Genomic DNA, 25,025 nt, shown 5'->3' on the forward strand with positions numbered 1-25,025 from the left:
CTCCTTCCCGGTCACCCCTCAGGGCTTGAGGCAACGATCCAGGAAGGCCTCGGCAACGCGGTAGCGATGCAGTGCATCGGCGCCGGACAGGCCGTGCTTGGCACCCGGGTAGGTCATAAGCTCGAACGGCTGGCCGCGCTTCTGCAGCGCACTCATCAGGCTGGTCGAATTGGTGAACAGCACGTTGTCGTCCGCCATGCCGTGAATCAGCAGCAGCGGCGAACGCAGGCCCTCGATGTGGGTCAGCACGCGCGCTTCGCGATAACCGGCCTCGTTGCGCTTGGGCAGATCCATGTAGCGTTCGGTGTAGTGGCTGTCATACAGGCCCCAGTCGGTGACCGGCGCACCGGCCACGCCGCAGGCATAGCTGTCCGACGCCTTGGCCAGCAGCATCAGGGTCATGTAGCCGCCATTGGACCAGCCCTGCACGCCGATGCGCGCCGGGTCCACCCACGGCTGCTGCTTCAGCCAGGCCACGCCGCGCAGCTGGTCGGCCACTTCCACCGTGCCCTGCCTGCCGTACAGCGCGCCGCCGAAATCACGGCCACGACGCGGGGTGCCGCGGTTGTCCAGCGAGAACACCACGTAACCCTGCTGCGCCAGGTACTGGTTGAACAGATGGTCGCCACGGCCGGGCCAGCTGTCGGTGACGGTCTGGCTGGCGGGGCCGCCATACACGTAGACCGCCACCGGGTAGCGCTTGGACGGGTCGAAACCGGCCGGCGTGATGAGGCTGTAGTTCAGCGGAGTCTTCCCATCTGCCGCCGTGAGCGTGCCGAACTCGATCGGCCGCTGTGCATCGCGGTAACGCGCGTACGGATGCTTGGGGTCGGCCAGGTCGTTCTCGAGCAGCGTAGCGATCTTTTCGCCGTTGGCACGGAACAGCTCGATCTGCGGCGGCGTGGTGCTGTTGGACCAGGTGTCCACGTACACGCTCGCATTGTGCGCGAAGCTGGCGGTGTGCATGCCCGGCGCCTTGGACAGGCGCTGCGGCTGGCCGCCCTGCAGCGACACGGCGTAGATCTGGCTCTCGCGTGCCGAATCGATGCCGGCGCGGAAGTACGCCTTGCCGGCCTGCTCATCGACGGCCAGCAGTTCATCCACCGACCACTCACCGTGGGTCAGCGCGGTGGTTTTTCCCTTGCTGTCGATGCGGTACAGATGCTGGAAGCCGGTGCGCTCGGACGACCACAGCACGCTGCCGTCCTTCAGGAAGCGCAGGCTGTTGTGCAGCGGCACCCAGGTCGGGCTGGTTTCGTGGGCCAGCACGCGCTGGCGGTTCGCATCGAGGGCCACTTCCACCAGGTCCAGCTGCTTCTGGTCACGCGACTGGCGCTGGAAACTCAGGTGCTGCGCATCACGCCAATCGACGCGCGCCAGGTAGATGTCCTGTTCCTTGCCCAGATCAATCCAGCGCGGCGTGGCGGCGGCGGCCGGCGCGATCACGCCCAGCTGCACGCGCACATTGGCGTCGCCGGCGGCCGGGTAGCGCTGTTCCACCACGTCGGTGCGGTCGGCATAGACCTCATAGCGCTTCTGCACCGGCACCGGGGCTTCATCGATGCGGGCAAAGGCAATGGCCGAATCATCCGGCGCCCACCAGTAGCCGGTGTGGCGGTCCATTTCCTCATCGGCGACGAACTCTGCCACGCCGTTGCCGATGGTCGCGCTGCCGTCGGCCGTCAGCTGCAGCTGCTTGCCGCTGGCCAGATCGATCACCCACAGGTTGCGCCCGCGGATGAAACTGACGAAGCCCCCCCTGGGCGACAGCTTGGCGTCGGTCGCGAAGCCTTCGCCGTGGGTGAGCTGGCGCACGGCCGCTGCGCCCTGCTGCTGCAGGTCGTACAGGTACAGTTCGCCGCCCAGCGGGAACAGCAGGCGCTGCGCGTCGGGCGACCACTGGTAATCGACGATGCCGGTCATCGCCGCGATGCGCTGGCGCTCGCGGCGGGCCTTTTCCTCGTCGCTGAGGGTTTCGGTGCCGGGCAGCACCACCTTGGAATCCACCAGCAGGCGGGTCTGGCCGCTGCCGATGTCATAGCTCCACAGATCCAGCTGATTGCGATCGCTGTCCTTGCCGCGCAGGAAGGTCACGCGGGAGCCGTCCGGGGCGACCTTGGGCTTCATCAGCGTGGGGCCGGACAGCGGCAGCGGGCCGGTGATGGCTTCCAGGGTGAGTTTTTCGGCGTGGGCGGCAGTGCTGGTGGCGAGCATGAGGGCGAGCGAGGCGAACAGATGGCGCATTGAAGATCCCGGCAAAACGGCAGGTCCGCCACGCGCCAGGCGCGCAGCGGTCATGCCCCCATCCTAACCAAGGCCGCCGGCGAAGGCAGCATGACCTTCTGCCCATGCCCAGGCGCAGGGGGTCAGAGCCCTTTGCTGGCGCAAAGGGATCCGACCCCGTGGCGGCTCAACGCTGGCCGAACAGGTGCTTGCGCTCTTCCTCGCTCAGCGGCTTGCCGGCATTGGGATTGACCTGCTGGCGCAGGGCGTAGGCACGCTGGGTGGCCGGGCGCGCGGTGATGGCGTCGTGCCAGCGCTTGAGATGGGGGAAGGCGGCAAAGTCGACCGGCAGCTTGTCGTAGGCGCCAATCCACGGGTAGCTGGCCATATCGGCGATGGTGTAGTCATCACCGGCCAGGAACGCGTGATCGGCCAGCCGCTTGTCCATTACCCCGTGCAGGCGGCGAACCTCGTTGTCGTAGCGCTCGACGGCATAGACGATCTTTTCCGGCGCGTAGACGTTGAAATGGCCCATCTGGCCGCTCATCGGGCCCAGCCCGGCCATCTGCCAGAACAGCCATTCCAGGGTGGTGACACGACCGCGCGGATCGCTCGGCAGGAACTGGCCGGTCTTTTCGGCCAGGTAGAGCAGGATGGCACCGGACTCGAACACGCTCTGCGGGTCGCCACCATCGGCCGGGGCATGGTCGACGATGGCCGGCATCTTGTTGTTGGGCGAAATGGCCAGGAACTCCGGCTTGAACTGGTCACCCGAGCCGATGTTGACCGGATGGATGCGGTACTCCAGGCCGGCTTCTTCCAGCAGCAGGGTGACTTTGTGGCCGTTGGGGGTGGGCCAGTAATACAGGTCGATCATGGCGGCGGCTTCGGGTTCGGAAGGAACCTGAAGTCTAGTGCGAGCGCTGGCTTGGCACCGTCATGGTGGCCCGGTAACCTCGCCACTCCCTCGAAACGCAGCATCCCCCGCATGAGTGCAAACCGCCTGCCGCCCTCCCCCCTGTCCAACCTGATCTTTGCCTCGCGCTGGCTGCAGCTGCCGCTGTACCTGGGCCTGATCGTGGCGCAGTGCGTCTATGTGTTCCTGTTCGGCAAGGAACTGTGGCACCTGATTTCACATTCGGTCTCGATGGGCGAGCAGCAGATCATGCTGATCGTGCTGGGCCTGATCGACGTGGTGATGATCTCCAACCTGCTGGTGATGGTCATCGTCGGCGGCTATGAGACCTTCGTGTCGCGCCTGCGCCTGGAAAACCATCCGGACCAGCCGGAATGGCTGAGCCACGTCAACGCCAGCGTGCTGAAGGTGAAGCTGGCGATGGCGATCATCGGCATCTCCTCCATCCATCTGCTGAAGACGTTCATCGGCACCGGCGCCCTGGGCGGCATTCCGCTGTGCCCGCCGGAGCGCATGGCCACCGCTGCGGCCAACATCGGCGAGCAGACCTGCGCCACCCTCACCGCCGACGGTGTGCTGTGGCAGACCATCATCCACTGCGTGTTCATCCTGTCGGCCATCGGCATCGCCTGGACCGACAAGCTGATGTCCGGCGGCCACGACAAGGCCGAGAGCCACGGCAAACCCGCCGAGCATTGACCTGACAGGGCGATGGCGACACGTAATGTCGCCATCGCCACATCCGACACCCTTGTACGCAAGGGTGGGCGGGATGCTAGATTGCACCCTCGCCGTTGCCGGCGGCGGCGCCGGGAAACGCCAGCCGCCACGCCCGGACCCCGGTCCCGGCCATGCAGATCCACGGCTTACGTAACGTCGTCTTCTAAAGGGGAGCAGGATGTCGCACGTCACAACGAACGCTGCCGCGCGCCGGTGGATGCCGGTTGCCTTGGCACTGGCCCTGGCCGCCTGTTCGGGCAAGGAAGAAACACCTGCACCGGCTGCCGAAGGCGCGGCCGCGCCCGCCGCAGCGCCCGCCGCACCCGCCGTGGCGGCCAAGGTGCAGTCGATGGGCACCGAGCAGCTGCGCGATTCGGCCAGCCGCGCGTTGGCCGAGAACCGCATGTACGCACCGGCCGGCGACAACGCCATCGAGTACTACCTCGCGCTGCGCGACAAGACACCGGACGACGCCTCGGTGAAGAGTGCGCTGACCGACCTGCTGCCCTACACCCTGATCGCCGCCGAGCAGCACCTGGGCCGCGAAGACTTCGCCGAAGCCCAGCGCCTGGTCGCCCTGATCGAGAAGGTGGACCCGTCCGCCCCGGCCCTGCCGCGCCTGAAGGAAGGCCTGACCAAGGGCGTGCAGGTGGCGGCAAAGCGCACCGAGGACGAGACCGCCAAGGTCAAGAAGGATGCCGAGGACCGCGCCAAGCAGCTGGTTGAACAGCAGCGCCTGGCCGAACAGCGCGCCAAGGAAGCCGACGCGGCCAAGCAGATCGCCGCCCAGCAGGATGCCGCCCGCCGCGACAGCGAGCGCCAGGAGGCTGAACGCCAGGCCGCCGCACGCCGCGATGCCGAGCAGAAGCAGCAGCAGGCCGCCGCCCAGCAGGCCAGCGCGGCCCGTGCCGCGGCCGCGACGGCAGCCCCGACCCTGCGTCCGGTCAGCACCCCGGCGCCGCGTTACCCGGCCGAGGCCCTGCGCTCGGGCACCTCGGGAGAAGTGCTGATGGAAATCACCGTCGGTACCGACGGTTCGGTGACCAACGCCCGCGTGCTGCGCGCCACACCGTCGCGCGTCTTCGACCGCGAAGCGCTCAATGCGGTCAAGCGCTGGCGCTTCGAGCCGGTGGGCGCCCCGGTCACCACCCGCCGCACCCTGGTGTTCGCCCCGGGCGGTTGACCCGACCCACGGCAGCGCCGGGCCACGCCCGGCGAAGCGGCATGGAAAGGCCCGGAGCGATCCGGGCCTTGTTTGTTTGGGGCGAGGGGGGGGTTAGAGGCAGCATGCCATGGCTCAATCTGACGCGATCAGCACTCCCGGTGAATGTCTCCGCGCAATAAGCTGCCTGCTGACTTCCAGAGGCACCTCCATGAAATACGACGACGCCAGCTGGCACTCTGACGGTGACTTCCCTGCCGATCTTCCGCCCGAGGCAGGCGCTACCCACATCGGCATGTATCTGGCGTGGTTGCTGCTACGCGGCATGGCGAGCGAGGAGCTGCTGGATGACATGCAGGATGAGCTGGAGGCGTTGACCGAGCGCACGATGACCCCGGGCCAGTTCCTGTTGGTCTGCGATGGAAAGCTGGTGGACGACATGATCAGCGATGAGGCCAACGCATTCACCGCCGAGTACTACGACATGGAGAACGGTCAGTATCTCGATGACTATGAAGATCTGCTGGGTGAACACGTCCCGGATCTTTATCACGTCGCCGATACCTGGGAGAACTTTGACCGACTGGCACCCGTGATCGCCCAGCGCTTCGCCGCCTGGCAAACGACACAGGCCTGAAAACAACAAGGCCTGGCATGACCGGGCCTCGCTGCACACCCGCCGGGCATGGCCCGGCGCCACCGGCTGGAATCAGCCGGAGATTGCCAGGCGTTCCTGGTGGTAACGACGCACGGCGGCGAACCACAGGATCGCGGCGAGGCCGAGGCTGGCGCCCAGGTAGATCGCCCAGATGGTCGGGGTGATCACTTCGTGGCGGATCACCTTCAGCAGCATCTGGTTCTGCGACAGGAACGGCACCGCGTACTGCCACAGCTGGCTCTTCACCGGGTACGCCATCAGCGCGTAGCCCGGCAGCATCGGCATCAGCACCAGCCAGGTCATGTGGCTCTGCGCTTCCTTCATGCTCTTGGCCGCCGCCGACAGGTAGGTCAGCAGCGAGGTGCCGATCAGCAGCATCGGCAACATCACCAGCAGCATCTGCACCATCGAGAGGATGTTCATGTTGAGCTGGCGGCTGACGTTGCCCGAGGCGAACTGTGCGCTGACCTTGAACGCGACCAGGGTCAGCAGCAGCGACACGAAGCCGACCACGCAGGCGGCACCGATCTTGCCGCTGACGATCGCGCTGCGCGAACCGGGCGTAGCGAGCAGGGGCTCCAGCGACTGCCGCTCGCGCTCGCCGGCGGTGGTGTCCATCACCAGATAGGCGCCGCCGATGAACGAGGTCAGCGTCAACAGCACCGGCAGCAGCATCGACAGCATCATGCCGCGCTTGGCTTCGGTGCTGGCCATGTCCTGGGTGGCCACGTCCAGCGGTCGTGCAACCTGCGCGTCCACACCACGGGCCATCAGGCGCAAGGCCCCCACCTGCCCGTTGTAGGTGGACAGTGCCGACTGCAGGCGCGCACTGGGTACCTCGGCGGCGCGCCGCGTGCTGTCACGGATCACCTCGACCAGCGCCGGCTTGCCATCGGCCCAGTCCTTGCCGAACTCCGGACTGATGCGCAGCGCTACGTCGATGTCCTGCGCGCGGATCGCCTCAGCCAGGTCCTTCGGTGCCGCGGTGGCGTTGAGCCCCTGCGCGGCGAGGAAGCGGACCAGGTTCGGTGCGTTCTCGGCGCCGATGGTGGGGATGTCCAGCGGCTGTTCGATCTGCGTACGGAAGCGGCTTTCGGACAGCTTGCCCATGCCCAGGATCAGCAGCGGATACAGCAGCGGACCGAACAGCAGGGTCAGCGCCAGCGTACGACGGTCGCGGGAGAGGTCGCGCAGTTCCTTGCGCATCACGGTCATCAGGGTCGACATCATGCTCATGCGTGCAGGCCCTCTTCACTGCCGATCAGTTTCACGAACGCATCTTCCAGATTGGTTTCGCCGGCCTGCGCACGCAGTTCATCGGCGCTGCCTGCCGCCATCACGGTGCCCTTGGCAATGATGACGATGTGGTCACACAGCGCGCCAACCTCCTGCATGATGTGGCTGGACAGGATCACGCAGCGCCCTTCCTCGCGCAGGCCCAGCAGGAACCGGCGCAGCGCGCGGGTGGTCATCACGTCCAGGCCGTTGGTGGGTTCATCGAGGATGACATTGCGCGGGTCGTGCACCAGCGCGCGGGCGATGGCGGTCTTGGTACGCTGGCCCTGCGAGAAGCCATCGGTCTGGCGGTCAAGGATGTCGGCCATGTCCAGCGCATGCGACAGCACCTCGATGCGTTCGCGGATCCGCTGCGCCGACAGGCCGTGCAGTTCGCCGAAATAGGTGATGTTCTCGCGTGCGGTCAGGCGCTTGTACACGCCACGCGCATCGGGCAGCACACCGAGGTGGCGGCGCACCTCGATCGGATCGCGCGCGGCATCGATGCCATCGACGGTGATGCTGCCCTGGTCGGGCGTCATCAGTGTGTACAGCATGCGCATGGTGGTGGTCTTGCCGGCACCATTGGGGCCGAGCAGTCCGGTGATCTGGCCATCGGCGGCACGGAAGCCAACGTTGGCGACCGCCTGGACGCGACCCGTGCGGGTGTCGAAGGCCTTGTGCAGATTGTCGGCGACGATCATGGGGTCCATCCGTTGAACGAGGTGAATGCCGGCACATGGGTCAGCGTGTCCAGGCAGCGGGTGTCCAGCGCCTTGGCATCGCCGGTGTCGATGAACTGGCCCAGCAGGCGCGGCATGCAGCCGGCAGTGAGGGTGCCGTGGCCCTGGCCATGGGCGACCAGTGCGCGGCCGTTGGGCAGGCCCTTGAGCACCTGTTCGGCATAGCGCGGCGGGGTGACCGGATCCAGTTCGCCGGACAGCAGCAGAACCGGCAGATCGCTCTTCAGCGGCGCGGTGAGGGTGGCGGCAGCCGGCTGATGCGGCCACACCGGGCAGGCAGCGAAGAACGCGCGCGCCACCTCCGGTCCGAACAGTGCGTCGTCGCTCTCCGGTGGGGCCTGGTAGCGCGGTGCGTCTTCGCTGCAGATGACCGACCACTGCATGCCACGGTTGATCTGGAAATCCATGCTGCGGTTGGCGCCGCGGGCCAGCGAGGCCAGCGGTGCGTAGCGGCCCTGCGCCGCCTCATCGAGCACCAGCGGCAGCAGCGCGGAATACTGGGGCACGTAGGAGAACGCGAAGGCCAGGCCGACCACGCTGTCCGGGCTCAGCACGTCCTGGCGCGGCGCGTTGGTGCCCGGGTCGCGATACTCCACGGTGACCGGTGCCCGGCGCAGGGTGGCCGCTACGGCGCGCAGCTGCTCGCGGGTGTCGACCGGGAAGCGCTTGCTGCAGGCAGCTTCCTTGCGGCACTGCGCTGACTGCAGGGTGATGGCATTGTCGAAGGTGTTGGCGAACTCACCGCCGACCACCAGATCATTGGGCACCACGCCGTCGATGACGAGGCTGCGGGTGTGCTGCGGATAGGCGATCGCGTAACGCTGGGCGACCCGGGTACCGTAGGAGCCGCCGACCAGGTTCACGGTGTCCGCGCCCAGCGCCTGGCGCACCGCATCCAGATCGGCGATGGCCTCGGCAGTGGTGTAGAAGCGCGCGTCGGCACGGCCCTGCAGCGACGCCGCACACTGCTGCGCGTAGTCACGCATCAGCGCTTCGCTCGGCGCCGCATCCTCGTCCATCTTCAGCGGCGTGCCGTCGGCAGCGAGGCAGCTGAGCGGATTGGAGCCGCCGGTGCCACGCTGGTCGATCAGGAACACGTCGCGCTGCTTGCGCACCTGGCGCAGCGCGGCATCAACGACGACCGCCACTTCACTGGCCGCCTGGCCGGGGCCGCCGGCAAGGAAGAACACGGGATCGGGCTGGCCGTTGCCGCTGTCCTCCGATTCCAGCCAGGCGATGCGCAGGTCGATCCTGCGGCCCTCGGGGTGGGCACGGTCCTCAGGCACCTGCAGGGTGCCGCACTGTGCCTCGACGTTCGCGCTGGCACCGACGGTGGTCAGTGTGCACGGGCGGAATGCGATCGAGCCGTAGCGCTGGCTGGGAGTATCGCCGCCGTCGGCGGCATCGGGTGCCGGCGCACTGCACCCGGCAAGCATCACAGTGGCCAACAACATGCTGGCCGATAGGCTGGCCAGTCCGGAATGGTGTCTTTGCATCGTGCTTGATTCCCCTGGAGGACGTTCCTGTCGACCACGACGCGGCGCCGCGGCAGATGTGACCAATTCGTCGTACAAACTTACACGGCCCCGGCGCGGGGGGCGATGGGCAATCACGCTAGGCCATTGCGGCGGTGGATACCAGGCGGTCACGGCCTTCGGCCTTGGCCCGGTAAAGCGCACTATCGGCGCAGGCGATCAGCCCTGCCAGATCGGTATGGCCGTCATCCATGGCCAGGCCGATGCTGGCGGTGACTGCCACCGGCCCGGTCGCCAGCGGGGCGGGGCGTTGCTGCAGCGCATGGCGGATGGAGATGGCCACGCGCGCCGCCTCGCCGGCGCTGGCGGGCAGCAGCAACAGGAACTCCTCACCACCGTAGCGGCTGAGCAGATGCGCGCGGCTGCGCACGGCATGCGCCAGCACGCTGCTGAAATGCTGCAGCACCTGGTCGCCGGCCAGATGCCCCCAGCGGTCATTGATGGCTTTGAAATGGTCCACGTCCAGCAGCAGCACCGCCAGCGGGCGCTGCTGGCGACGCATCTGCTGCAGCTGGTCATCGCCGTCGGCCAGCACGGCGCTGCGGTTGAGCAGGCCGGTCAGCCCGTCGGTGCGGGCGGCGCGGCGCAGGTCCACCAGCAGGCGCTGGAGCAGCAGCAGGACCAGCGCGAAGCAGCGCGCCAGTTCCAGCATCACCCCGGCCAGATAGGTCAGGAACATCGGCGCACCGGCACGCAGGATATCCCCGCCCGCGCCGGCATCGGCCGGCAGGAACAGGCGCACGACGTACACCAGCGCCTCGGTGAGGAACACCGCTGCCGCCAGGCGGCAACTGAGGCGCTGTGCCGCCGGCGCGTGCAGCAGCAGGAGGGTGGCGATCCAGCCATTGATGAGGATCGCGAAGACGCTGAACACGTGCAGGCGGATCTGCAGGCTGGGCCACGGCACCAGGAACAGGACGATGCCGGCCATGAACGCGGCCGCCAGGCCCAGGGCACGCCCCACCGGCAATGGCTGGCCCAGGTGCAGGGCCATGCCCAGCAGCATCAGCACGCTGGAGCCGGCCATGGCTGCATTGCCGGCGAGGATGGCCGGCACCTGTGGCAGCCATGGCCGCAGCCCCATCAGGATCACGCCCAGCGTCAGCAGCCACAGACTGGCCGTCCACAGGCGCAGCACCGGTTGCCCACGCAGGACAACCAGCAGCAGCGAAAATCCCGTTGCGATGCCGATGCACAGCAGCAGGCCAAGGACACCAAGGGTGGGAAGATCCAGCGACATGCGGCTCGTGCGTACCAGGTGATGGCCGCATCCTAGCCGGTTCCGGCCCACCTGCCATGGCCGCCGTCGATCACCAGCAGGCGCGGTCCACCGGCATCCGCCGGCCGGCGTGGTCCATGCTCAGCACGCCACAGGCGTAGTCGGCCCGCTCGCCCACCGGTTCGGCCACCACGGTGTACCCCGTGGTGGTTACGTCCACCCGCAGGCGATAGGCCTTGAGCTCGCCCGCGCACTGCGCCTGCGGTGCCCCCTGGTACGCCAGCACCCGCGTGTAATGCCGTTCCAGCACGCTGGCCTGGCTGGCCAGGCAGGTCTGGGCCTGCACGCGGTGGGTCCGGGCCAGATGATGGTGATAGGACGGCAGGGCGATGGCGCCGAGGATGGCGATGATCGCGCAGGCAACGATCACCTCCATGAGGGTGAATCCCTTCATTGATGGCCTGGCCATGTTCACGGGCTCCCGCCGTCGAGCAACCGCAGCTCACGCCAGCTCACCCGGCGGACACGATTGCCGATCGGGTGGGTGATGACCCCGCGCATGCTGCCATCCTCGCCGATGCCGCCCAGCCAGTCGCCCAGGAAACCAGGGGCATTGGATCCCTGCTCCACCAGGAAACCGGAAGACGGGACGGACCGCCCATTGTGATTCACCAGATCGCCAGGGTTGCCGACCGTGCCGTCGCCATCCATGTCGAAGAAGCTGTTCTCCAGCCGGCCACCGGTGAACGGATCCACCGCCAGGTAGTAGCCCGAGCCGGTGGGGTTGCACGGATCCTTCGCATTGGGAATGCGGGTGGTGCCCAGCAGCACGCGGCCACGCAGCTGGGGCGGCACCAGCATGCGTTCCCCGCGCGCGCCATTGTTCATCGCGACCAGGTCGATCATCCAGCCGTCCCTGCCGGGCGCGTCAATCTTGCTTATCACGCGCCCATTGCCGCTCTCGTCCTGGATCCGGACGGGTGCCAGCCAGCCGCGGCCGCCCAGCGGCTGGCCGTGATCGCGCAGGCCGTACAACGTCTGGATATTCTGGTTGCCCAGATCGGACACTTCCAGCAGGGCACCGGTACCGACATAGACCCAGGTCTCGGCGGTGTCGGGATTGCGCGCCACCAGCGGTGCGCTGGTGATCGGCTGTATCACCCCGCCGATTACGGTGTTGTACAGCCGCATGCTTTGCCCGGCCACCACATCCACCCGGTAGAGGCCGCCCTGGAGGTCACCGAGGTAGGCGGTTTCAGCGAAACCATCGCGGTCTGCATCCCAGGGGCGTGCGCCAGCTGCGCCCTTGCCGCGGGCATCCAGCAGCACGCTGTGCGCCTGGCCGCCGTCCAGGCGGATGCTGATCAGGCGCGAACTGCCGTCGGCTGACTCCACGCCATTGCCCAGCAGCACGCGCCAATCGCCATCGGCCACCTGGGCCACCAGGGGCTTGCCCAGCACCCGGCCCAGGCCCGGAACCGTGCGGGCATCCAGCTCCCAGAGCAGGTCGGGGCGATCCGGGTCGGTCACATCCAGCGCGAACACACCCGCGCCGCCGCGCCCCAGCGTGCCCACCAGGACGGTCCTCCAGGCGCCGCGCACGTAGGCATCGGCCACGGTGAGCTCCCCATCCACGTTGTAGTGGTGCTCGTAGCCTTCCTGCGTGTAGTCACGCAGGTGCGTGTTGATGGCCGCAGCAGGCATGAAGGCAAAGCGTTCGGTCCCGCTGGCGGCATCGAACCCGTGCAGCAGGCCGTCATTGGCGCCCACGTAGACCATGGCCGGGCGAGCGGCCTGCGCGGCGGCGAACGCGCTGTAACGGTCGGCCCCCTGGAAGCGTCGCTGCGCGTACAGCCGCGGGTTGGGGGCGCCGGCGTAGACCGGTGAGGCATTGACGATGTCGCCCAGCGCGCTGGTGCGCAGCCGCAGGCCCTGCACGCCTTCATTGCGCCTGTCACCGGCAAGGTAGTCGAGCACCTCCTGGCTGCCCAGCGCGTTCTTCGCACCCTGCTCCAGCGTGGACCATGCCAGCGGCACCATCCGGCCACTGCGGCTGGTGTAGAGCGCCCGCGATCGCCAGTCGCGGCTGTCCAGTCGTGCGGCCGCGCTCCACAGGGCGGCCGAGGCGGTCGGGACACCCGTGGCCGGGTCGATGCCATGGGCGACCACATCGCCGCTCCAGGTACCTGTGCGGTAGGACGCGGAGAACACGCGGCCGTCCGCATCAAGTGCGCCGCCGTTGCTGGCCAGGGCCGCGCCTGAGCCATGCTTGGGCTGGATGATCATCTTGAAAGCGTCCATCAGGCTGGACACCATCTGCGAGGCATCGGCAGCGGCAAAGAACGTGCGCGGGCGCTTCTCGCGCGCATCGCCATTGACCAGATCGCTGCCGTTCCACCACCACGTATCGGCAAGCGGTGTCGCGGCCGGATTGAAGGGATCGAAGCCTTCAGGCACGTGGAAGCCGCCGTACTTGGTGGCAAGCACGTACTGGTTGCGGTTGATCTTGTAATCCCGTTGATCCAGCACATCCACCCAGTAGGTGCGCATGGTCTGCCTGCCCGGACGCCCATTGGGCGCTGCATCGGGACGCAGATCGGTGGTGTTGGCCAGGTACGCCAGCGCCGCGATGTAGGCCGAGTTGAAAGAGCCGGGCTGGCCGTTGTACTGGGATGCGGTCGCAAGCGCCTGCGCCTCGCTCGGGGAATGCCCTTCCATCCGCCAGATCTGCGCCATCGCCTTGACCACGTCGTAGTCGACGTCAGCCGCCACCGCAGCCGGCTTGGCCCAGCCTTCGCCATCGCTTCGCGTCGGCCCCGGCAGGTTCTTGTCGAACCACGTGTTGGTGTCACCAATGCCCAGCAGCGTGGTGTTCTGGCAGGCATAGAGCATGGGATCGTCCCACTTGGCGATCACGGGGAAGCCATCCGCCTGGCGATAGCGGGTCTGCGGATCGCTGGACAGCGCACTGAACGCGGGTACGTTGCCGAGCCCGCGGACGTAGCGCGTCGCTGCGTAGTACAGCTCACTCACGTTGTCATACAGCTTGGGCGGGCGGCCCGTCTTCATCTGGCCGAACTTGTTGATGTAGTTGATGATGCCACTGTCGGCGACCCCTCCCCCCGTCGCCGATGCATCGCTCGGGTCTGGATTGCGGCGCAGCACGCCGGTTCTGCTGTCCCATTCGGCGTTGGGATTGGCCACCGGAGGCCTGACGGGATCAGGCTTGATCGGCCCCACGAACTTCTGGCGGGCACGCAGTACACCACCGTCGGGAGCAGGTTCACTCCCACCATACGGGTTGGAACCACCGTTGTTGATGTAGCTCACCACCGAGTAGCGGAGCTCACCGCTGTAGCGCTGCAGCAGGCCTTCCGGCTTGGCGCCGCGTGCATAGGCCACGCAGTTGTCTTCCAGGCCCACGTCGGCAACGCAGACTTTGACCCGCACGCTGAGCTCGTAGATGTCCGCTTCATCGCCCGGCACGCCGCCGCTGGAGGGCTGGAGACGATGGGCCGCGTTGCCGGGGTCGTACGCGATGGCCGACGTCGCCGCTTCGATGTCGCCACTCGAGGTGAAGTAGAGGCGCGCACCCAGGCCATCGACGCGCGTACGGAAGCTGGGCCAGCGCGCCGGTGTGGCCCCGTGGACCAGCGCAGCGTCGTCAGCCGATCCTGCGGGGATGCGCGTTGTCGGGAAGAAGGTGTGCGACCCGTTCATGCTGAAATCAGCCTTTTCCAGCCAGGTTTCGTCGGGCAGGTCGCGCACGCGGTATCCCCCTGTCAGCGCCTTGCGGAAGGGGTCGATGGTCTGGGTGGTCGCCCAGTTCAGATAGTGGCCATCCCAGAGCTGCCCCGCGCATACGCCCCCCTGACGCAACGAGGCCGGCGCGAAGTGCCGGTCGGCTTCCTTGGCTGCGTACACGTAGCGGTAGCACTTGCTCGAGTCGAAGTACCCATCGTAGGACGCCGTGCGTCGGTAGGCTTCAATGTTCGCGGCACTGATGAGCGTCGGAAACTCTACCGAGGGCACCAGCACCAGGTTTCCCGGAACCTTGATCTGCGATGACAGCGGCGCCTGCGCGATCTGTGCACGGGCGGGCGGCGCACCGAGCGCGCCGACGATGCCCACGCACAGCCCCAACGACCACGTACGGGGGGAAGAGAACGGCGATGCATGCATCTGTGGAACCTCACTCACGAATGACGGTGGCCTGCAGCAGGACCTGGGTACGGTCGGGCGTTGCCTGCGGATCGGAACCGCGTGCCAGGACGCGGTAGAACTCCGCCTCGACACGGCCGCTGCCTTCGCCGTAGTTGGGTTCGTCGTACTGCCCCAGTTCGCTCTGCGTTTCGCGCCGGCCCAGGTACTGGATGGCGAACGACGGTTGTCCTGCGCCCAGCCCATCAGGCTGCTGGTCGACCGCAGCAGTCCAGCCCCGCGCAGGCGCCGCCACGCCACCCACTACCGGGTGGGGCAGGCACAGCGGATCGGCAGCCGCAGACGACGGCGAGCAGTCCTGCCATGACGGTTCGCCTCCCCCGCGGGCGGACACCAGGGCGCTCTCGGCTTCCTTCAGCGCGGACTCGGCGTTCTGCACGGCCATCGCCCGGTCCCGGATGCCCGACGTCATGCGTTCCTGCAGCGCGCTGGTGCGCAGGCTGACCGCCACCAGCAGTGACACGAGCAGCAGGATGATGAGCACGGCGAAGAGGGCAACACCACGTTGCCGCATGGATGACGGAAGATTCATGGCAAACGGTTCCGCAGGGTGAGGGTCTGCTGGAAGCTGCGCACGATGCGTGCTTCCGTCGCCGGACCGGTGGAGGTTTCCAGCTGCAGCTGCACATCCACGGCAAGAACCTGGTTCCACTGCGCGCCGCTTATCTCCGTGGCGGGCAGGTAGTCGGCGTTTCCGGCGAGCAGGTAGTGCAGGGAAAAGTGAGTCACTCCGCTGGCAACAACGCCACCGCCGACCACCGCGCCATCCAGCAGTTCCTGGCGGTACAGCGACGCCACGCCGTGGTCATCATTGCCCACGTGCCAGCGCACCTGCTGCGGCAGGCCGAACGCCGTGTCCGCGCCGAACCGATGCAGCGCGGCGCGCGGTGGCGTCTGTGCCGGACAGGGTTCGCCCGTGGCGAAGTAGCCGACGCAGTTGGCGGGGGCATCGTGCCCGACGGCCGCACCCGTGGTGGTTACGCGGACCAGAACGGCGCGGCTGAAGTCGCATATCAGCAAGGGCGCGCCGACGTCCGGCAGGTCTTTTCCGGTGGCGGGCAGCGGTGCTTCAGACGCGGACTGCCCCGGCGTTCCCAGCGCCAGGGGCGTCGTCGTCCACACCTGCAATGCCGGCATCCCGGGCAATCGTTGCCCTTCGGCCGTGCCCGGCTCGAGCACCGGATCTGCGAACCCGGGACCTGCGGCGGCGGCCAGGCCCATGAGTGGCTCATCAAGACTCTTCCAGAAGGCACGCTGGCGTTCGGCAAGCAGATTGGCCACCGCATGGCGCTGGTCGCACAGCCGGTCACCGGCACCACGGATGTCATTACCGATCAGTTCCATGGCCAACCGCCCGGATTCCTGCACACGCGCTACGCCCAGCGTGTCCTGCGTGCCGCGCAGCGAGGCCAGGTAGAAGTGCAGGCACGCACCCAGCACCAGCAGGCCCAGGATCATGGCCACCAGCAGCTCGACCAGGGTCAGGCCGCGCACGTGATGGATCCTCATGGCGCGGCCCCCAGCACCAGCCGCGAACGGGCTGATCCTTCGCCACCGGCCGCGCGGCTGTCGTCCCAGTGCACGACGATCTGGCAGCTGCCTTTTGTGCAGGCCACGCTGCCACAGACGGCCGACTGCGGCCCCATGCCGGCCGACAGCGCCCCGATCCAGCGGGCCAGATCGCGCTTGGCGAGATCCCCCGTTGGCGGCGCGCGATCAGCGCACAGATCCTGTTTCGTCGTGTACTTGCCTTCCATCATCGCCACCCGGTTGGCGCGCATCGCATCGGCCAGGCTGGCGCTTGCGTGCACGGCAATCGTGCTCTGCAGCGAGCCCTGCGTCCGCCGCATCGTGCTGGCGTGTGCCATGGCCGCCGCCAACCCGCCCACGGCCAGCAGCAGGACTGCCACCATCACTTCGATCAGGCTGGACCCTGCCTGGGTGCGTCTCCGCTGGCAGGCGCGCGCGTATCCGCCCATCATCGGCATTCCCCCACGGTGCCCGGCGGCAGGCGCAGCTGGACCCCACCCAGCGCTTCCAGGACCCGGGTGCGGTGCGCCCGCTCGCTGCACATCGTCAGGGTGCCGTCCTGCAACCGGCTGCCCGTCTGATGAAACCTGCCATCGGCCCCGAACTGGATGCCGGCGGCAAACAGTCCCACCGTCTGCACGGACACCGACGGCGGGATCTGGCCCGTGCGCAGGATCTGACCGGACGCACTGCGGACAATCCACTGCTGCCAGTGGCCGCCATCGCAGTCCCGCCCGCCGACCGAACCGCACACCTGGATGGGACCATTGCGGCGCACCGATTCCTGCCGTGCGTACTGCAGGCCGACAAACAGATCGTTCGCTGCGGTGGTGACCTGCGTGCGGGCCACCACGCGGGACTGTGCAGGCAGCGCGACCGCGACCAGGATGGCCAGCACGACGAGCGTTACCAGCAGTTCCAGCAGGGTGAAGCCCGCCGCAGTGGCGGTGCGCAGTGTATTGAAGGGCATGGCGTCGTCCATGCGGACCGTGGTGAGGGATGGCACACACCTTGAGCGCGCACCGGCCTTCTGCGCTATTCCACGATTCGTAATCTGCAGCGTTCGTGCAGAAGCAAAGTGGCGCACCGTGCAGCAGCGCCGGCTGTTGGGCGCGTGCAGAACACCATTTCGCGTACGGGGCTGGAGGCGGAAGCCGGATCGCGCACCGCGCGGCGTCCGCACACAACGGCGTGAAAGGCCGAAAGCGACATGCGCGTCAGCGTTACATCATTTGCCAACGCGTTCCCAGTTCCGGTTTTTTAGAACCGGTTGCTTGGCGGCCGCAGCAACCGGTGTGGAGACTTTCCCGCTCTTCCACACGTCAAGGTGATCCCCATGCAACCACGCCTTTTCCTCGCCGCCGCCGCACTGCTGTCCGCAGGCAGTTTCCTGCCCGGCCACGCACAGGCGCACGGTACGCTGTCAAAACCGATGAGCCGCATCTGTGCGTGCCGGCAGGACAATCCCGAGAACCCAGCCAACCCGGCCTGCGCGGCTGCCAGGGTGATCGGCGGTGCGCAGCCCTTCTACGACTGGGCCGCCATCAACCAGGCCAATGCCAACGGCAACCACCGGGCCGTGGTGCCCGACGGCCAGCTGTGCAGCGGCGGCAACCGCAAGTACCGCGGCCTGGACCTGGACCGCAGCGACTGGTCGACCACACCGATCCGCGCCGATGCCAACGGCCGCTACACCTTCGAGTTCCTGGGCTCGGCCCCGCATGCCACCCGCGAATGGACGTTCTACGTCACCCGCGAGGGCTGGAAGGCCAGCGACGGCCTGCGCTGGTCGGACCTGGAGGCCTTCTGCACCCTGGGCGACGTACCGCTGTCCGAGGGCGGCGTGTACAAGCTGGACTGCCCGCTGCCCAGGCGCACCGGCCAGCACGTGATCTACAACACCTGGCAACGATCGGACTCGCAGGAAGCGTTCTACACCTGCGCCGGCGTCCGTTTTGAAGGGGGTGACGTGACCCCGCCGCCGCCGTGGCAGGATGCCGGTGCGCTGACCGCCCGCAGCGCGCTGGAGGTGGGCACCACGGTGTCGCTGCGGGTGTTCAACGTGGCAGGCAATGATGTGGAGCGGGTGGATGTGGTGCTGGCCAGCGGCCAGACCGCGCCGACGCAGTGGCCGCTGGTGCTTGCCCGCAAGGTCAATGCCAGCGCTGCGCAGGCGCGTGTCGGCATCCTGCGCGATGGCGTGATCACGCCCGTGGCCTCGGCCACCGAGAACCGCGTGTACCTGCGTCCGGGGCACCGCTTCCAGCTGGATACCAAGGTGCCCGGTCCGGTGGATCCGGTGGACCCGCCCGGTGGCGACTATGACCACGTGTACCCGGACGGCATCGGCAGCTATGTGCCGGGACAGACCGTGGTGAAGGGCAACGACGGCAAGCTGTATGCCTGCCTGCCGTTCCCGAATGGCGCGTGGTGCAACATCAAGGCTGCGGCGTACAACCCGGGCGTGGGTTCGGACTGGCGGGACGCCTGGATTTCGTATTGAGAGAAGGCACCGGGGGCGGCGTGATGCCGCCTTCGGTTGGTTGCCTACGTCAGGCGATCTTCCACCGAGTCAAGCAGGCGCCGGCCGTGCAGCACCGCGAGTACAGTGACCCGTGCCGATGAAACCTCGTAGATGACCCTGTAGCTGTACAGGAAACCCTCACGCACGGCTGACTGTCCCAGTTCAGGGACCGCCCTTCCCGCCAGCGGCTGCGCTTCGATGGCGTCCCCCAGCGCAAGCAGGGCCTCGACGACCCGCTGCGCGTGATGCCGCGAATCGCGCGCAATGAATTGCGCAATCGCATCGATGTCTTCAAGCGATTCGCTGGACCAGATCAGCGGTCCAGCCATTTGCCCAGCCTCTCACGCGCCTGCTCGGTGGTGAAGGAGCGACCGGCATCAATATCCGCGCGCCCACGCTGGATCTTCTCGAGCACATAGACGTGGTACTGGATGTCTTCCAGCGTTGCGTCGTCCGGCAGCTGGGTCAGCAGCTGGGCGACTTCCTGCTTGGCGGTGACGGGAGGACTCATGGCGGACTCCTGGCAGATATCAGCAGTCTAGCCCGGGGCCGGTCGGCATGCTGTTGCGGGAGTTGCCGGCCAGCGGCCGGCAACTCCCGCGCCCGTGGCGGGCCCTATTTGCTGCTGACGTACTTTTCGCGGCGGATCTGCGGATTGCCCAGCCCTGCTTCCTTCAGCGCCTCGGCGCAGGCATCGACCATGTCCGGGTTGCCGCACAGGTATGCGATGTCGGTGGCCGGGTCGGGGTTGAAGCCGGCCAGCGCCTGCTGGACGTAACCGTGGTGCACGTCCGGGTGCGGTTCGGCCGGCAGTTCGCGCGACAGGCACGGCACATAACGGAAGTTGGGGTGTTTTTCGGCGAAGCTGTAGAAATCTTCGCTGTACAGCAGCTCGCCCGGGCTGCGCGCGCCCTGCAGCAGAACCACCTGCACACCGCGCTCGGCCATGGCCGTTTCCAGCAGCGGCAGCATCGACCGGTACGGGGTGACGCCGGTGCCGGTGGCAATCAGCAGGTAGCGGGCATTGTGGTCGCCGGGGTTCAGGCAGAAACGGCCGTACGGGCCGGACGCGCTGAGCTGGCCGCCGAGGTCCAGGGCCTCGAACAGGGCCGTGGCGGCGCCACCGGGCACGAAACTGACCGCGATATCCACCGCTTCACCGGGGCCGATGGCGTGGTCGTGAATGGTCGCCAGCGAGTAGCTGCGCTTGGTTTCGGTGCCATCGGCGTAGCTGAAATGGACCTGGATGAACTGGCCGGGCTGGAAATCCAGCGGCTGGCCGTCATCACGCACGAACTGGTAGTGGTTGACGGTGGGTGCCAGCATGCGGCGGCCGACCAGCTTGATGGGGAATTGGACAGGCACGACTTTTCGGGACAGTGTGTAGCCGGGGCAAGCCCTCGGGGTCTTCTATAATAGCCCCTCCCCGCCCCTCTCCAGCGCCAGCCCATGGGCGCGAAGGCTTCGAGCTTGGCTTCCCTGAACGATACGGCGCCCGCCCTGCGCGTGCGCGACCTGCGCAAGACCTACGACAACGGCACCCAGGCCCTGAAAGGGGTTTCCCTGGAAGTTGCCCCAGGCGATTTCTTCGCCCTGCTCGGCCCCAACGGCGCCGGCAAGTCCACCCTCATCGGCATCATCAGCTCCCTGGTCAACCTCAGTGAAGGCCAGGTCGAAGTGTTCGGCAGCGACCTGGTGCGCAGCCGCAGCGCCACCATGCGCCTGATCGGCCTGGTGCCGCAGGAAATCAACTTCAACCTGTTCGAGAAGCCGTTCGACATCCTGGTCAACTACGCCGGCTTCTATGGCGTGGCCCGCGAGGAAGCGGAGAAGCGCGCCGAAGAGGAGCTGAAGCGTGCGCACCTGTGGGAAAAGGCGCAGGTGATGAGCCGCACCCTGTCCGGTGGCATGAAGCGCCGCCTGATGATCGCCCGCGCGATGATGACCCGGCCGCGCCTGCTGATCCTGGACGAGCCGACCGCTGGCGTGGACATCGAGATCCGCCGCGACATGTGGCGGGTGCTGAAGGAGATCAATGCCGCCGGTACCACGATCATTCTCACCACCCACTACCTGGAAGAAGCCGAGTACCTGTGCCGGCACCTGGCCATCATCAACCATGGCCAGATCGTCGAGCAGGGGCCGATGCGCACCCTGCTGGCCAAGCTGGACGTCGAAGGCTTCCTGCTGGACATCGACGGTGAACTGCCCGCGCAGCTGCCGGTGATCGAGGGCGCCACCCTCACCGCGCCGGACGCGCATACGCTGGACATCGACATGCCGCGCGCCATGGACCTCAACCGCGTGTTCGCCACGCTGAACGAGGCCGGCATCCGCGTGCGTTCGATGCGTACCAAGAGCAACCGCCTGGAGGAACTGTTCGTGCGCCTCACCGGCAACCAGGAGAAATCCGCATGAGCGCTACCCCCAACACCCCCGTGCCATCGATCACCGACGGCCAGCGCAACCGCATCGCCCTGATGACCATCGTGCGCCGCGAAGTGGCGCGCATCCTGCGCATCTGGGGCCAGACCCTGGTGCCGCCGGCAATCACCATGACCCTGTACTTCCTCATCTTCGGCGGCCTGATCGGCTCGCGCGTGGGTGACATGGGCGGCTACAGCTACATGCAGTTCATCGTGCCGGGCCTGGTGATGATGAGCGTGATCCAGAACAGCTACGGCAACATCAGTTCGTCCTTCTTCGGCGCCAAGTTCGGCCGCCACGTGGAGGAGCTGCTGGTCAGCCCGATGCCGAACTGGGTGATCCTGTGGGGCTACGTGGCCGGTGCGGTGCTGCGCGGCCTGATGGTCGGCGTGATCGTGCTGATCATCGCCATGTTCTTCACCCCGGTGCGCATCCCGCATCCGCTGGTGACGCTGACCACGGTCATCCTGGGTGCGACGATCTTCTCGCTGGCCGGCTTCATCAATGCGGTATACGCGAAGAAGTTCGACGACGTGGCGATCGTGCCGACCTTCATCCTGACCCCGCTGACCTACCTGGGTGGCGTGTTCTATTCGGTGAAGCTGCTGCCGACCTGGGCCGAAGCGGCGACCCATGCCAACCCGATCTTCTACATGGTCAACGCGTTCCGCTACGGCCTGCTGGGCAGCAGCGACGTGCCGGTGTGGGTGGCCTACGCGCTGATGATCGGCTTCGTGGTGGTGCTGACAGCACTGGCGCTGTGGCTGCTGCGACGGGGCGTGGGCATGCGCAGCTGAGGGTTGCCTGCAGGGCCTGCGGCCCTGCACCCGCTGCAACGTCAACGTCAACGTCAAACGCTGGCATTCCGTGGGATGGCGGGGCGGTGTGGATTGCAGGACACGCCGTGAACCCGTCCATGGGGGCTCGCAGGCGCCATCCATGGCGCCTGCGGTCCTGCAAATCCACACCACCCCGCCTTCGACAGTTGGCCGGTGGCCGGTAGATCCACGCCATGCGTGGATGGCGTAACCGTAGAGCCGGGCTAATGCTCGGCTCTTTTTTTGCCTGCAATCTCCGGCACAATCGCCGGAAGACATTCCCCCGGAAAATGGTGAACGTGCAATGCGCATCCTGATTCTCGGCGCCGGTGGTACTGGCGGATACTTCGGCGGCCGCCTCGCCCAGGCCGGCGTGGACGTGACGTTCCTGGTCCGTCCCACCCGCGCCAGCCAGCTCGACCGCGATGGTCTGGTCATCCGCAGCCCAGTGGGCGATGCCAGCTTCCCGGTGCAGCACGTCACCGCCGATGCGCTGCCCGCGCTTGCCGCCCGGAAGCCGTTCGACCTGGTCATCCTCAGCTGCAAGGCCTACGACCTCGACAGCTCGATCGATGCCATTGCGCCCGCCGTCAGTGCCCACACCAGCGTGCTGCCCATCCTCAACGGCCTGCACCATTACGGCGCACTGGATGCGCGCTTCGGCCGCGAGGCCGTTCTTGGCGGCCTGTGCTTCATCAGCGCCACCAAGGCCGCCGATGGCGCCGTGCTGCACCTGGGCAAGCCGGCCAAGCTCACCTTCGGCGAGCGCGACGGCGGTGCGATCTCCGAACGCGTGCGCGCCTTCGCTGCCGCCTGCGCACAGGCCAACCTCGACCACCTGGCCAGCGAGCACATCGGCCAGGAGCAATGGATCAAGTACACCTTCCTGACCGCGCTGGCGGCCGCCACCTGCCTGCTGCGCGCGGACATCGGCACCATCGTTGCCACCGACGACGGCGAGGCCATCGTGCGCGGCCTGTACGACGAATGCCTGGCCGTGGCCGAGGCGGCTGGCGAACCCGTGCCGCAGGCCGCGCAGGACACCGCGCGCGGCACCCTCACCCAGGCCGGATCTGCACTGAAGGCGTCGATGCTGCGTGATCTGGAAGCCGGCCAGCAGGTGGAAGCCGCGCACATCGTCGGCGACATGCTGGCGCGCGCACGCGCGGCTGACCAGGAAGGCCTGCTGCTGCAGGTGGCCTACAGCAGCCTGCAGGCCTACCAGGCACTACGCAGCGCGTGATGCTGCCTGCGCCGCTGCCGTCGCCGCTGCTGATCCTCGGCATGGGCTGGAGCGGGCGCGTGCTTGCGTCCCGGTTGCAGGGCTGTGGGGTGCAGGTGGTTGGCACGGTACGCGATCCTGCGGGCCTGCCCGACGATGGACTGCGGCGGCTCCGCCTGCATGCAGATGCCACGCCTTCGCCTGCAGTACTGGCGGCCATCGCACAGGCGCCGGCCGTACTCTGCAGCGTGCCGCCCGATGCGCAGGGTGACCCCGCCCTGCGCGTGCTGCTTCCCGCCCTGCAGGCCAGCCCGGCCCTGCGCTGGGTAGGCTATCTGTCCTCGACCTCGGTGTACGGTGACCGCGGCGGTGGCTGGATCGACGAGGACAGCGTGGCCGATGCCAGCGAAGCGGCGGGTGTGCAGCGGCGCCTGGCAGAAGCGCAATGGCGTGGGCTGGCCGACGCGCGTGGCATCGCCTCGGCGGTATTCCGGCTGCCGGCACTGTATGGTCCTGGCCGCAATGCGCTGCTGCAGCTGGCCGAGGGCCGCGCCCGCCATGTGGTGCGGCCCGGGCTGGTGTTCAACCGGCTGCACGTGGAGGATCTGGCGTCGGTGATCATCGCGGCGATGCAACGGCCCACGCGGGATGGACTCTATCTGCCCGCCGATGACGAACCCGCGCCCCCGCAGGAAGTACTGGCCTATGGCGCGCGGCTGGGCGGTTTCACACTGCCGCCGGCAGTGGCCTGGGATGACCCGGCAGTAAGCCCGACGCTGCGACGCTTCTACGCCAGCAACAAGCGCATCGACAGCCGCCGCACGCGCGAGGCGTTGGGGTGGGTGCCGAAGTTTGCGACGTACCGGGAGGGGCTGCAGGCGCTGGCCGCTGCGCTCGCCGGGCATGGCCCGGCGCTACCGCACGACGTCTGATTCGGTAAAGCCGGCCGCTGGCCGGCAATCAACCGTGCTGCCGGCCAGCGGCCGGCACTACCACCCTGCGCGCAGCGCGACGGATGTAAACAACAGGATCAACCTGCGTCGGGCAGACGGAAGAACGTGCGCGTTGCAGCGGTGGCGTTGGCAGCGGTTACTGACACGTCTTCGCCACGATCGCGGGCCAGTTCTTCAACGATGTGCGAGAGAAACATCGGCTCGTTGCGACGATCCTTCGGCATCGGCTTCAGCGTGCGCGGCAGCAGGTACGGTGCATCGGTCTCGATCATCAGGCGGTTGGCCGGGATGTTCTTCACCAGCTCACGCAGGTGCGCGCCACGACGCTCGTCGCACAGCCAACCGGTAATGCCGATGTACCAGTCCTGGTCCAGGTAATCGAACAACTCGTCACGCTCACCAGTGAAGCAATGCACCACCGCCGGGCCGAGGCGGCCCTCGAAGTTCTTCATCTGTGCCATGAAATCGGCGTGCGCATCGCGCTGGTGCAGGAACAGCGGCTTGCCATTGTCCGCGGCCAGCTGCAGCTGCCGCTCGAAGGCGCGGTGCTGGGCCGGGCGCGGCGAAAAATCGCGGAAGTAATCCAGCCCGCACTCGCCCACCGCCACCACTTCCGGGTGCGCATGCAGCGCTCGCATTTCGGCATCGCATTCGTCGGTGTACTCCACCGCATGGTGCGGGTGCACGCCGGCAGTGGCGTACAGGAAGCCGGGATACTGCTGGGCCAGCTGCAGGGCCAGTGGCGAGTGCTCGCGGCTGGCACCGGTGATGACCATCTGCACCACCCCGGCCTGCCGTGCGCGGTCCAGAACGGCATCGCGGTCGCGGTCGAAGGAGTCGTGGGTCAGGTTGGCGCCGATATCGATCAGGTGCATGGTC

Annotated in this window: 24 protein-coding genes; 8 read left to right on the forward strand and 16 right to left on the reverse strand. The window is 67.4% G+C overall.

The annotated features are described in order from the left end of the window. Positions 1-18: 18 nt before the first annotated feature. Together C1924_RS19275 and C1924_RS19280 are read right to left on the reverse strand one after the other, a co-directional pair. On the reverse strand, positions 19-2,244 hold the full coding sequence (locus C1924_RS19275) for a S9 family peptidase (RefSeq protein WP_108766753.1): 2,226 nt from the start codon (positions 2,242-2,244) through the stop codon (positions 19-21). 166 nt (positions 2,245-2,410) lie between these two features. Next, a complete protein-coding gene (locus C1924_RS19280) occupies positions 2,411-3,100 on the reverse strand; it encodes a glutathione binding-like protein (protein WP_108766754.1) in 690 nt (229 codons plus the stop codon). A gap of 111 nt (positions 3,101-3,211) precedes the next feature. On the opposite strand from C1924_RS19280, the gene C1924_RS19285 reads away from it, so the two are divergent. The 3 genes from C1924_RS19285 to C1924_RS19295 all read left to right on the forward strand — a co-directional run bounded on the left by C1924_RS19285 (position 3,212) and on the right by C1924_RS19295 (position 5,658). After that, positions 3,212-3,838 carry a TIGR00645 family protein gene (locus C1924_RS19285; protein WP_108766755.1) on the forward strand — a complete coding sequence of 209 codons (627 nt, stop codon included), beginning with the start codon at positions 3,212-3,214 and terminating at the stop codon, positions 3,836-3,838. Positions 3,839-4,037: 199 nt separating this feature from the next. Beyond that, positions 4,038-5,042, forward strand: coding sequence for an energy transducer TonB (locus C1924_RS19290; protein WP_108766756.1), 1,005 nt, complete (start codon positions 4,038-4,040; stop codon positions 5,040-5,042). 190 nt (positions 5,043-5,232) lie between these two features. After that, positions 5,233-5,658, forward strand: coding sequence for a hypothetical protein (locus C1924_RS19295; RefSeq protein WP_108766757.1), 426 nt, complete (start codon positions 5,233-5,235; stop codon positions 5,656-5,658). 72 nt (positions 5,659-5,730) lie between these two features. Here C1924_RS19295 and C1924_RS19300 read toward each other — a convergent pair whose 3' ends face one another. The 10 genes from C1924_RS19300 to C1924_RS19345 form a co-directional block, all read right to left on the reverse strand. Beyond that, positions 5,731-6,915 carry an ABC transporter permease gene (locus tag C1924_RS19300; protein WP_108766758.1) on the reverse strand — a complete coding sequence of 395 codons (1,185 nt, stop codon included), beginning with the start codon at positions 6,913-6,915 and terminating at the stop codon, positions 5,731-5,733. Then, a complete protein-coding gene (locus C1924_RS19305; protein ID WP_108766759.1) occupies positions 6,912-7,658 on the reverse strand; it encodes an ATP-binding cassette domain-containing protein in 747 nt (248 codons plus the stop codon). The genes C1924_RS19300 and C1924_RS19305 overlap by 4 nt, the downstream gene beginning before the upstream one ends. Then, positions 7,655-9,193 (reverse strand): alpha/beta hydrolase, encoded by a 1,539-nt coding sequence (locus tag C1924_RS19310; RefSeq protein ID WP_108766760.1) that lies wholly within the window; start codon positions 9,191-9,193, stop codon positions 7,655-7,657. Before C1924_RS19310 ends, C1924_RS19305 begins: the two co-directional genes overlap by 4 nt. 118 nt (positions 9,194-9,311) lie before the next feature. Next, on the reverse strand, positions 9,312-10,472 hold the full coding sequence (locus C1924_RS19315; RefSeq protein ID WP_108766761.1) for a GGDEF domain-containing protein: 1,161 nt from the start codon (positions 10,470-10,472) through the stop codon (positions 9,312-9,314). A gap of 70 nt (positions 10,473-10,542) precedes the next feature. Then, positions 10,543-10,887 (reverse strand): type IV pilin protein, encoded by a 345-nt coding sequence (locus C1924_RS19320; RefSeq protein ID WP_159094848.1) that lies wholly within the window; start codon positions 10,885-10,887, stop codon positions 10,543-10,545. 35 nt (positions 10,888-10,922) lie between these two features. Beyond that, entirely contained in the window at positions 10,923-14,633 is a 3,711-nt protein-coding gene (locus tag C1924_RS19325) for a PilC/PilY family type IV pilus protein (RefSeq protein WP_108766763.1), read from the reverse strand. A 10-nt stretch (positions 14,634-14,643) separates the two neighbouring features. Further along, complete coding sequence (locus C1924_RS19330) at positions 14,644-15,204, reverse strand: PilX N-terminal domain-containing pilus assembly protein (protein ID WP_108766764.1); 561 nt, start codon at positions 15,202-15,204, stop codon at positions 14,644-14,646. Then, positions 15,201-16,181 carry a prepilin-type N-terminal cleavage/methylation domain-containing protein gene (locus tag C1924_RS19335; protein ID WP_108766765.1) on the reverse strand — a complete coding sequence of 327 codons (981 nt, stop codon included), beginning with the start codon at positions 16,179-16,181 and terminating at the stop codon, positions 15,201-15,203. Before C1924_RS19335 ends, C1924_RS19330 begins: the two co-directional genes overlap by 4 nt. Beyond that, positions 16,178-16,651 (reverse strand): prepilin-type N-terminal cleavage/methylation domain-containing protein, encoded by a 474-nt coding sequence (locus C1924_RS19340; protein WP_159094849.1) that lies wholly within the window; start codon positions 16,649-16,651, stop codon positions 16,178-16,180. The genes C1924_RS19335 and C1924_RS19340 overlap by 4 nt, the downstream gene beginning before the upstream one ends. Further along, the gene (locus C1924_RS19345; protein WP_159094850.1) at positions 16,651-17,172 is read right to left on the reverse strand and encodes a GspH/FimT family pseudopilin; all 522 of its coding nucleotides are present in this window, start codon (positions 17,170-17,172) and stop codon (positions 16,651-16,653) included. The genes C1924_RS19340 and C1924_RS19345 overlap by 1 nt, the downstream gene beginning before the upstream one ends. A 366-nt stretch (positions 17,173-17,538) precedes the next feature. Between C1924_RS19345 and C1924_RS19350 the strand changes: the two genes are divergently transcribed. Further along, a complete protein-coding gene (locus C1924_RS19350) occupies positions 17,539-18,705 on the forward strand; it encodes a lytic polysaccharide monooxygenase (RefSeq protein ID WP_108766768.1) in 1,167 nt (388 codons plus the stop codon). 44 nt (positions 18,706-18,749) lie between these two features. Here C1924_RS19350 and C1924_RS19355 read toward each other — a convergent pair whose 3' ends face one another. The 3 genes from C1924_RS19355 to C1924_RS19365 all read right to left on the reverse strand — a co-directional run bounded on the left by C1924_RS19355 (position 18,750) and on the right by C1924_RS19365 (position 20,091). Continuing rightward, positions 18,750-19,055, reverse strand: a complete 306-nt coding sequence (locus C1924_RS19355; protein WP_108766769.1) for a type II toxin-antitoxin system RelE/ParE family toxin — start codon at positions 19,053-19,055, stop codon at positions 18,750-18,752. Then, on the reverse strand, positions 19,040-19,237 hold the full coding sequence (locus C1924_RS19360; RefSeq protein ID WP_108766770.1) for a hypothetical protein: 198 nt from the start codon (positions 19,235-19,237) through the stop codon (positions 19,040-19,042). The genes C1924_RS19355 and C1924_RS19360 overlap by 16 nt, the downstream gene beginning before the upstream one ends. Before the next feature lie 104 nt (positions 19,238-19,341). Then, positions 19,342-20,091, reverse strand: a complete 750-nt coding sequence (locus C1924_RS19365) for a ferredoxin--NADP reductase (RefSeq protein WP_108766771.1) — start codon at positions 20,089-20,091, stop codon at positions 19,342-19,344. 84 nt (positions 20,092-20,175) lie between these two features. Between C1924_RS19365 and C1924_RS19370 the strand changes: the two genes are divergently transcribed. From C1924_RS19370 to C1924_RS19385, 4 genes are all read left to right on the forward strand, one after another. After that, on the forward strand, positions 20,176-21,144 hold the full coding sequence (locus tag C1924_RS19370) for an ABC transporter ATP-binding protein (RefSeq protein WP_174208975.1): 969 nt from the start codon (positions 20,176-20,178) through the stop codon (positions 21,142-21,144). After that, entirely contained in the window at positions 21,141-21,950 is an 810-nt protein-coding gene (locus C1924_RS19375) for an ABC transporter permease (protein WP_108766773.1), read from the forward strand. The genes C1924_RS19370 and C1924_RS19375 overlap by 4 nt, the downstream gene beginning before the upstream one ends. Before the next feature lie 325 nt (positions 21,951-22,275). Next, positions 22,276-23,214, forward strand: a complete 939-nt coding sequence (gene panE / locus C1924_RS19380; RefSeq protein WP_108766774.1) for a 2-dehydropantoate 2-reductase — start codon at positions 22,276-22,278, stop codon at positions 23,212-23,214. Then, complete coding sequence (locus tag C1924_RS19385; protein ID WP_108766775.1) at positions 23,214-24,125, forward strand: NAD-dependent epimerase/dehydratase family protein; 912 nt, start codon at positions 23,214-23,216, stop codon at positions 24,123-24,125. Before panE ends, C1924_RS19385 begins: the two co-directional genes overlap by 1 nt. Before the next feature lie 98 nt (positions 24,126-24,223). Here C1924_RS19385 and C1924_RS19390 read toward each other — a convergent pair whose 3' ends face one another. Then, complete coding sequence (locus C1924_RS19390) at positions 24,224-25,021, reverse strand: TatD family hydrolase (protein ID WP_108767129.1); 798 nt, start codon at positions 25,019-25,021, stop codon at positions 24,224-24,226. Positions 25,022-25,025 lie beyond the last annotated feature (4 nt).

The organism is Stenotrophomonas sp. ESTM1D_MKCIP4_1 (assembly GCF_003086895.1).
Lineage (GTDB): Bacteria > Pseudomonadota > Gammaproteobacteria > Xanthomonadales > Xanthomonadaceae > Stenotrophomonas.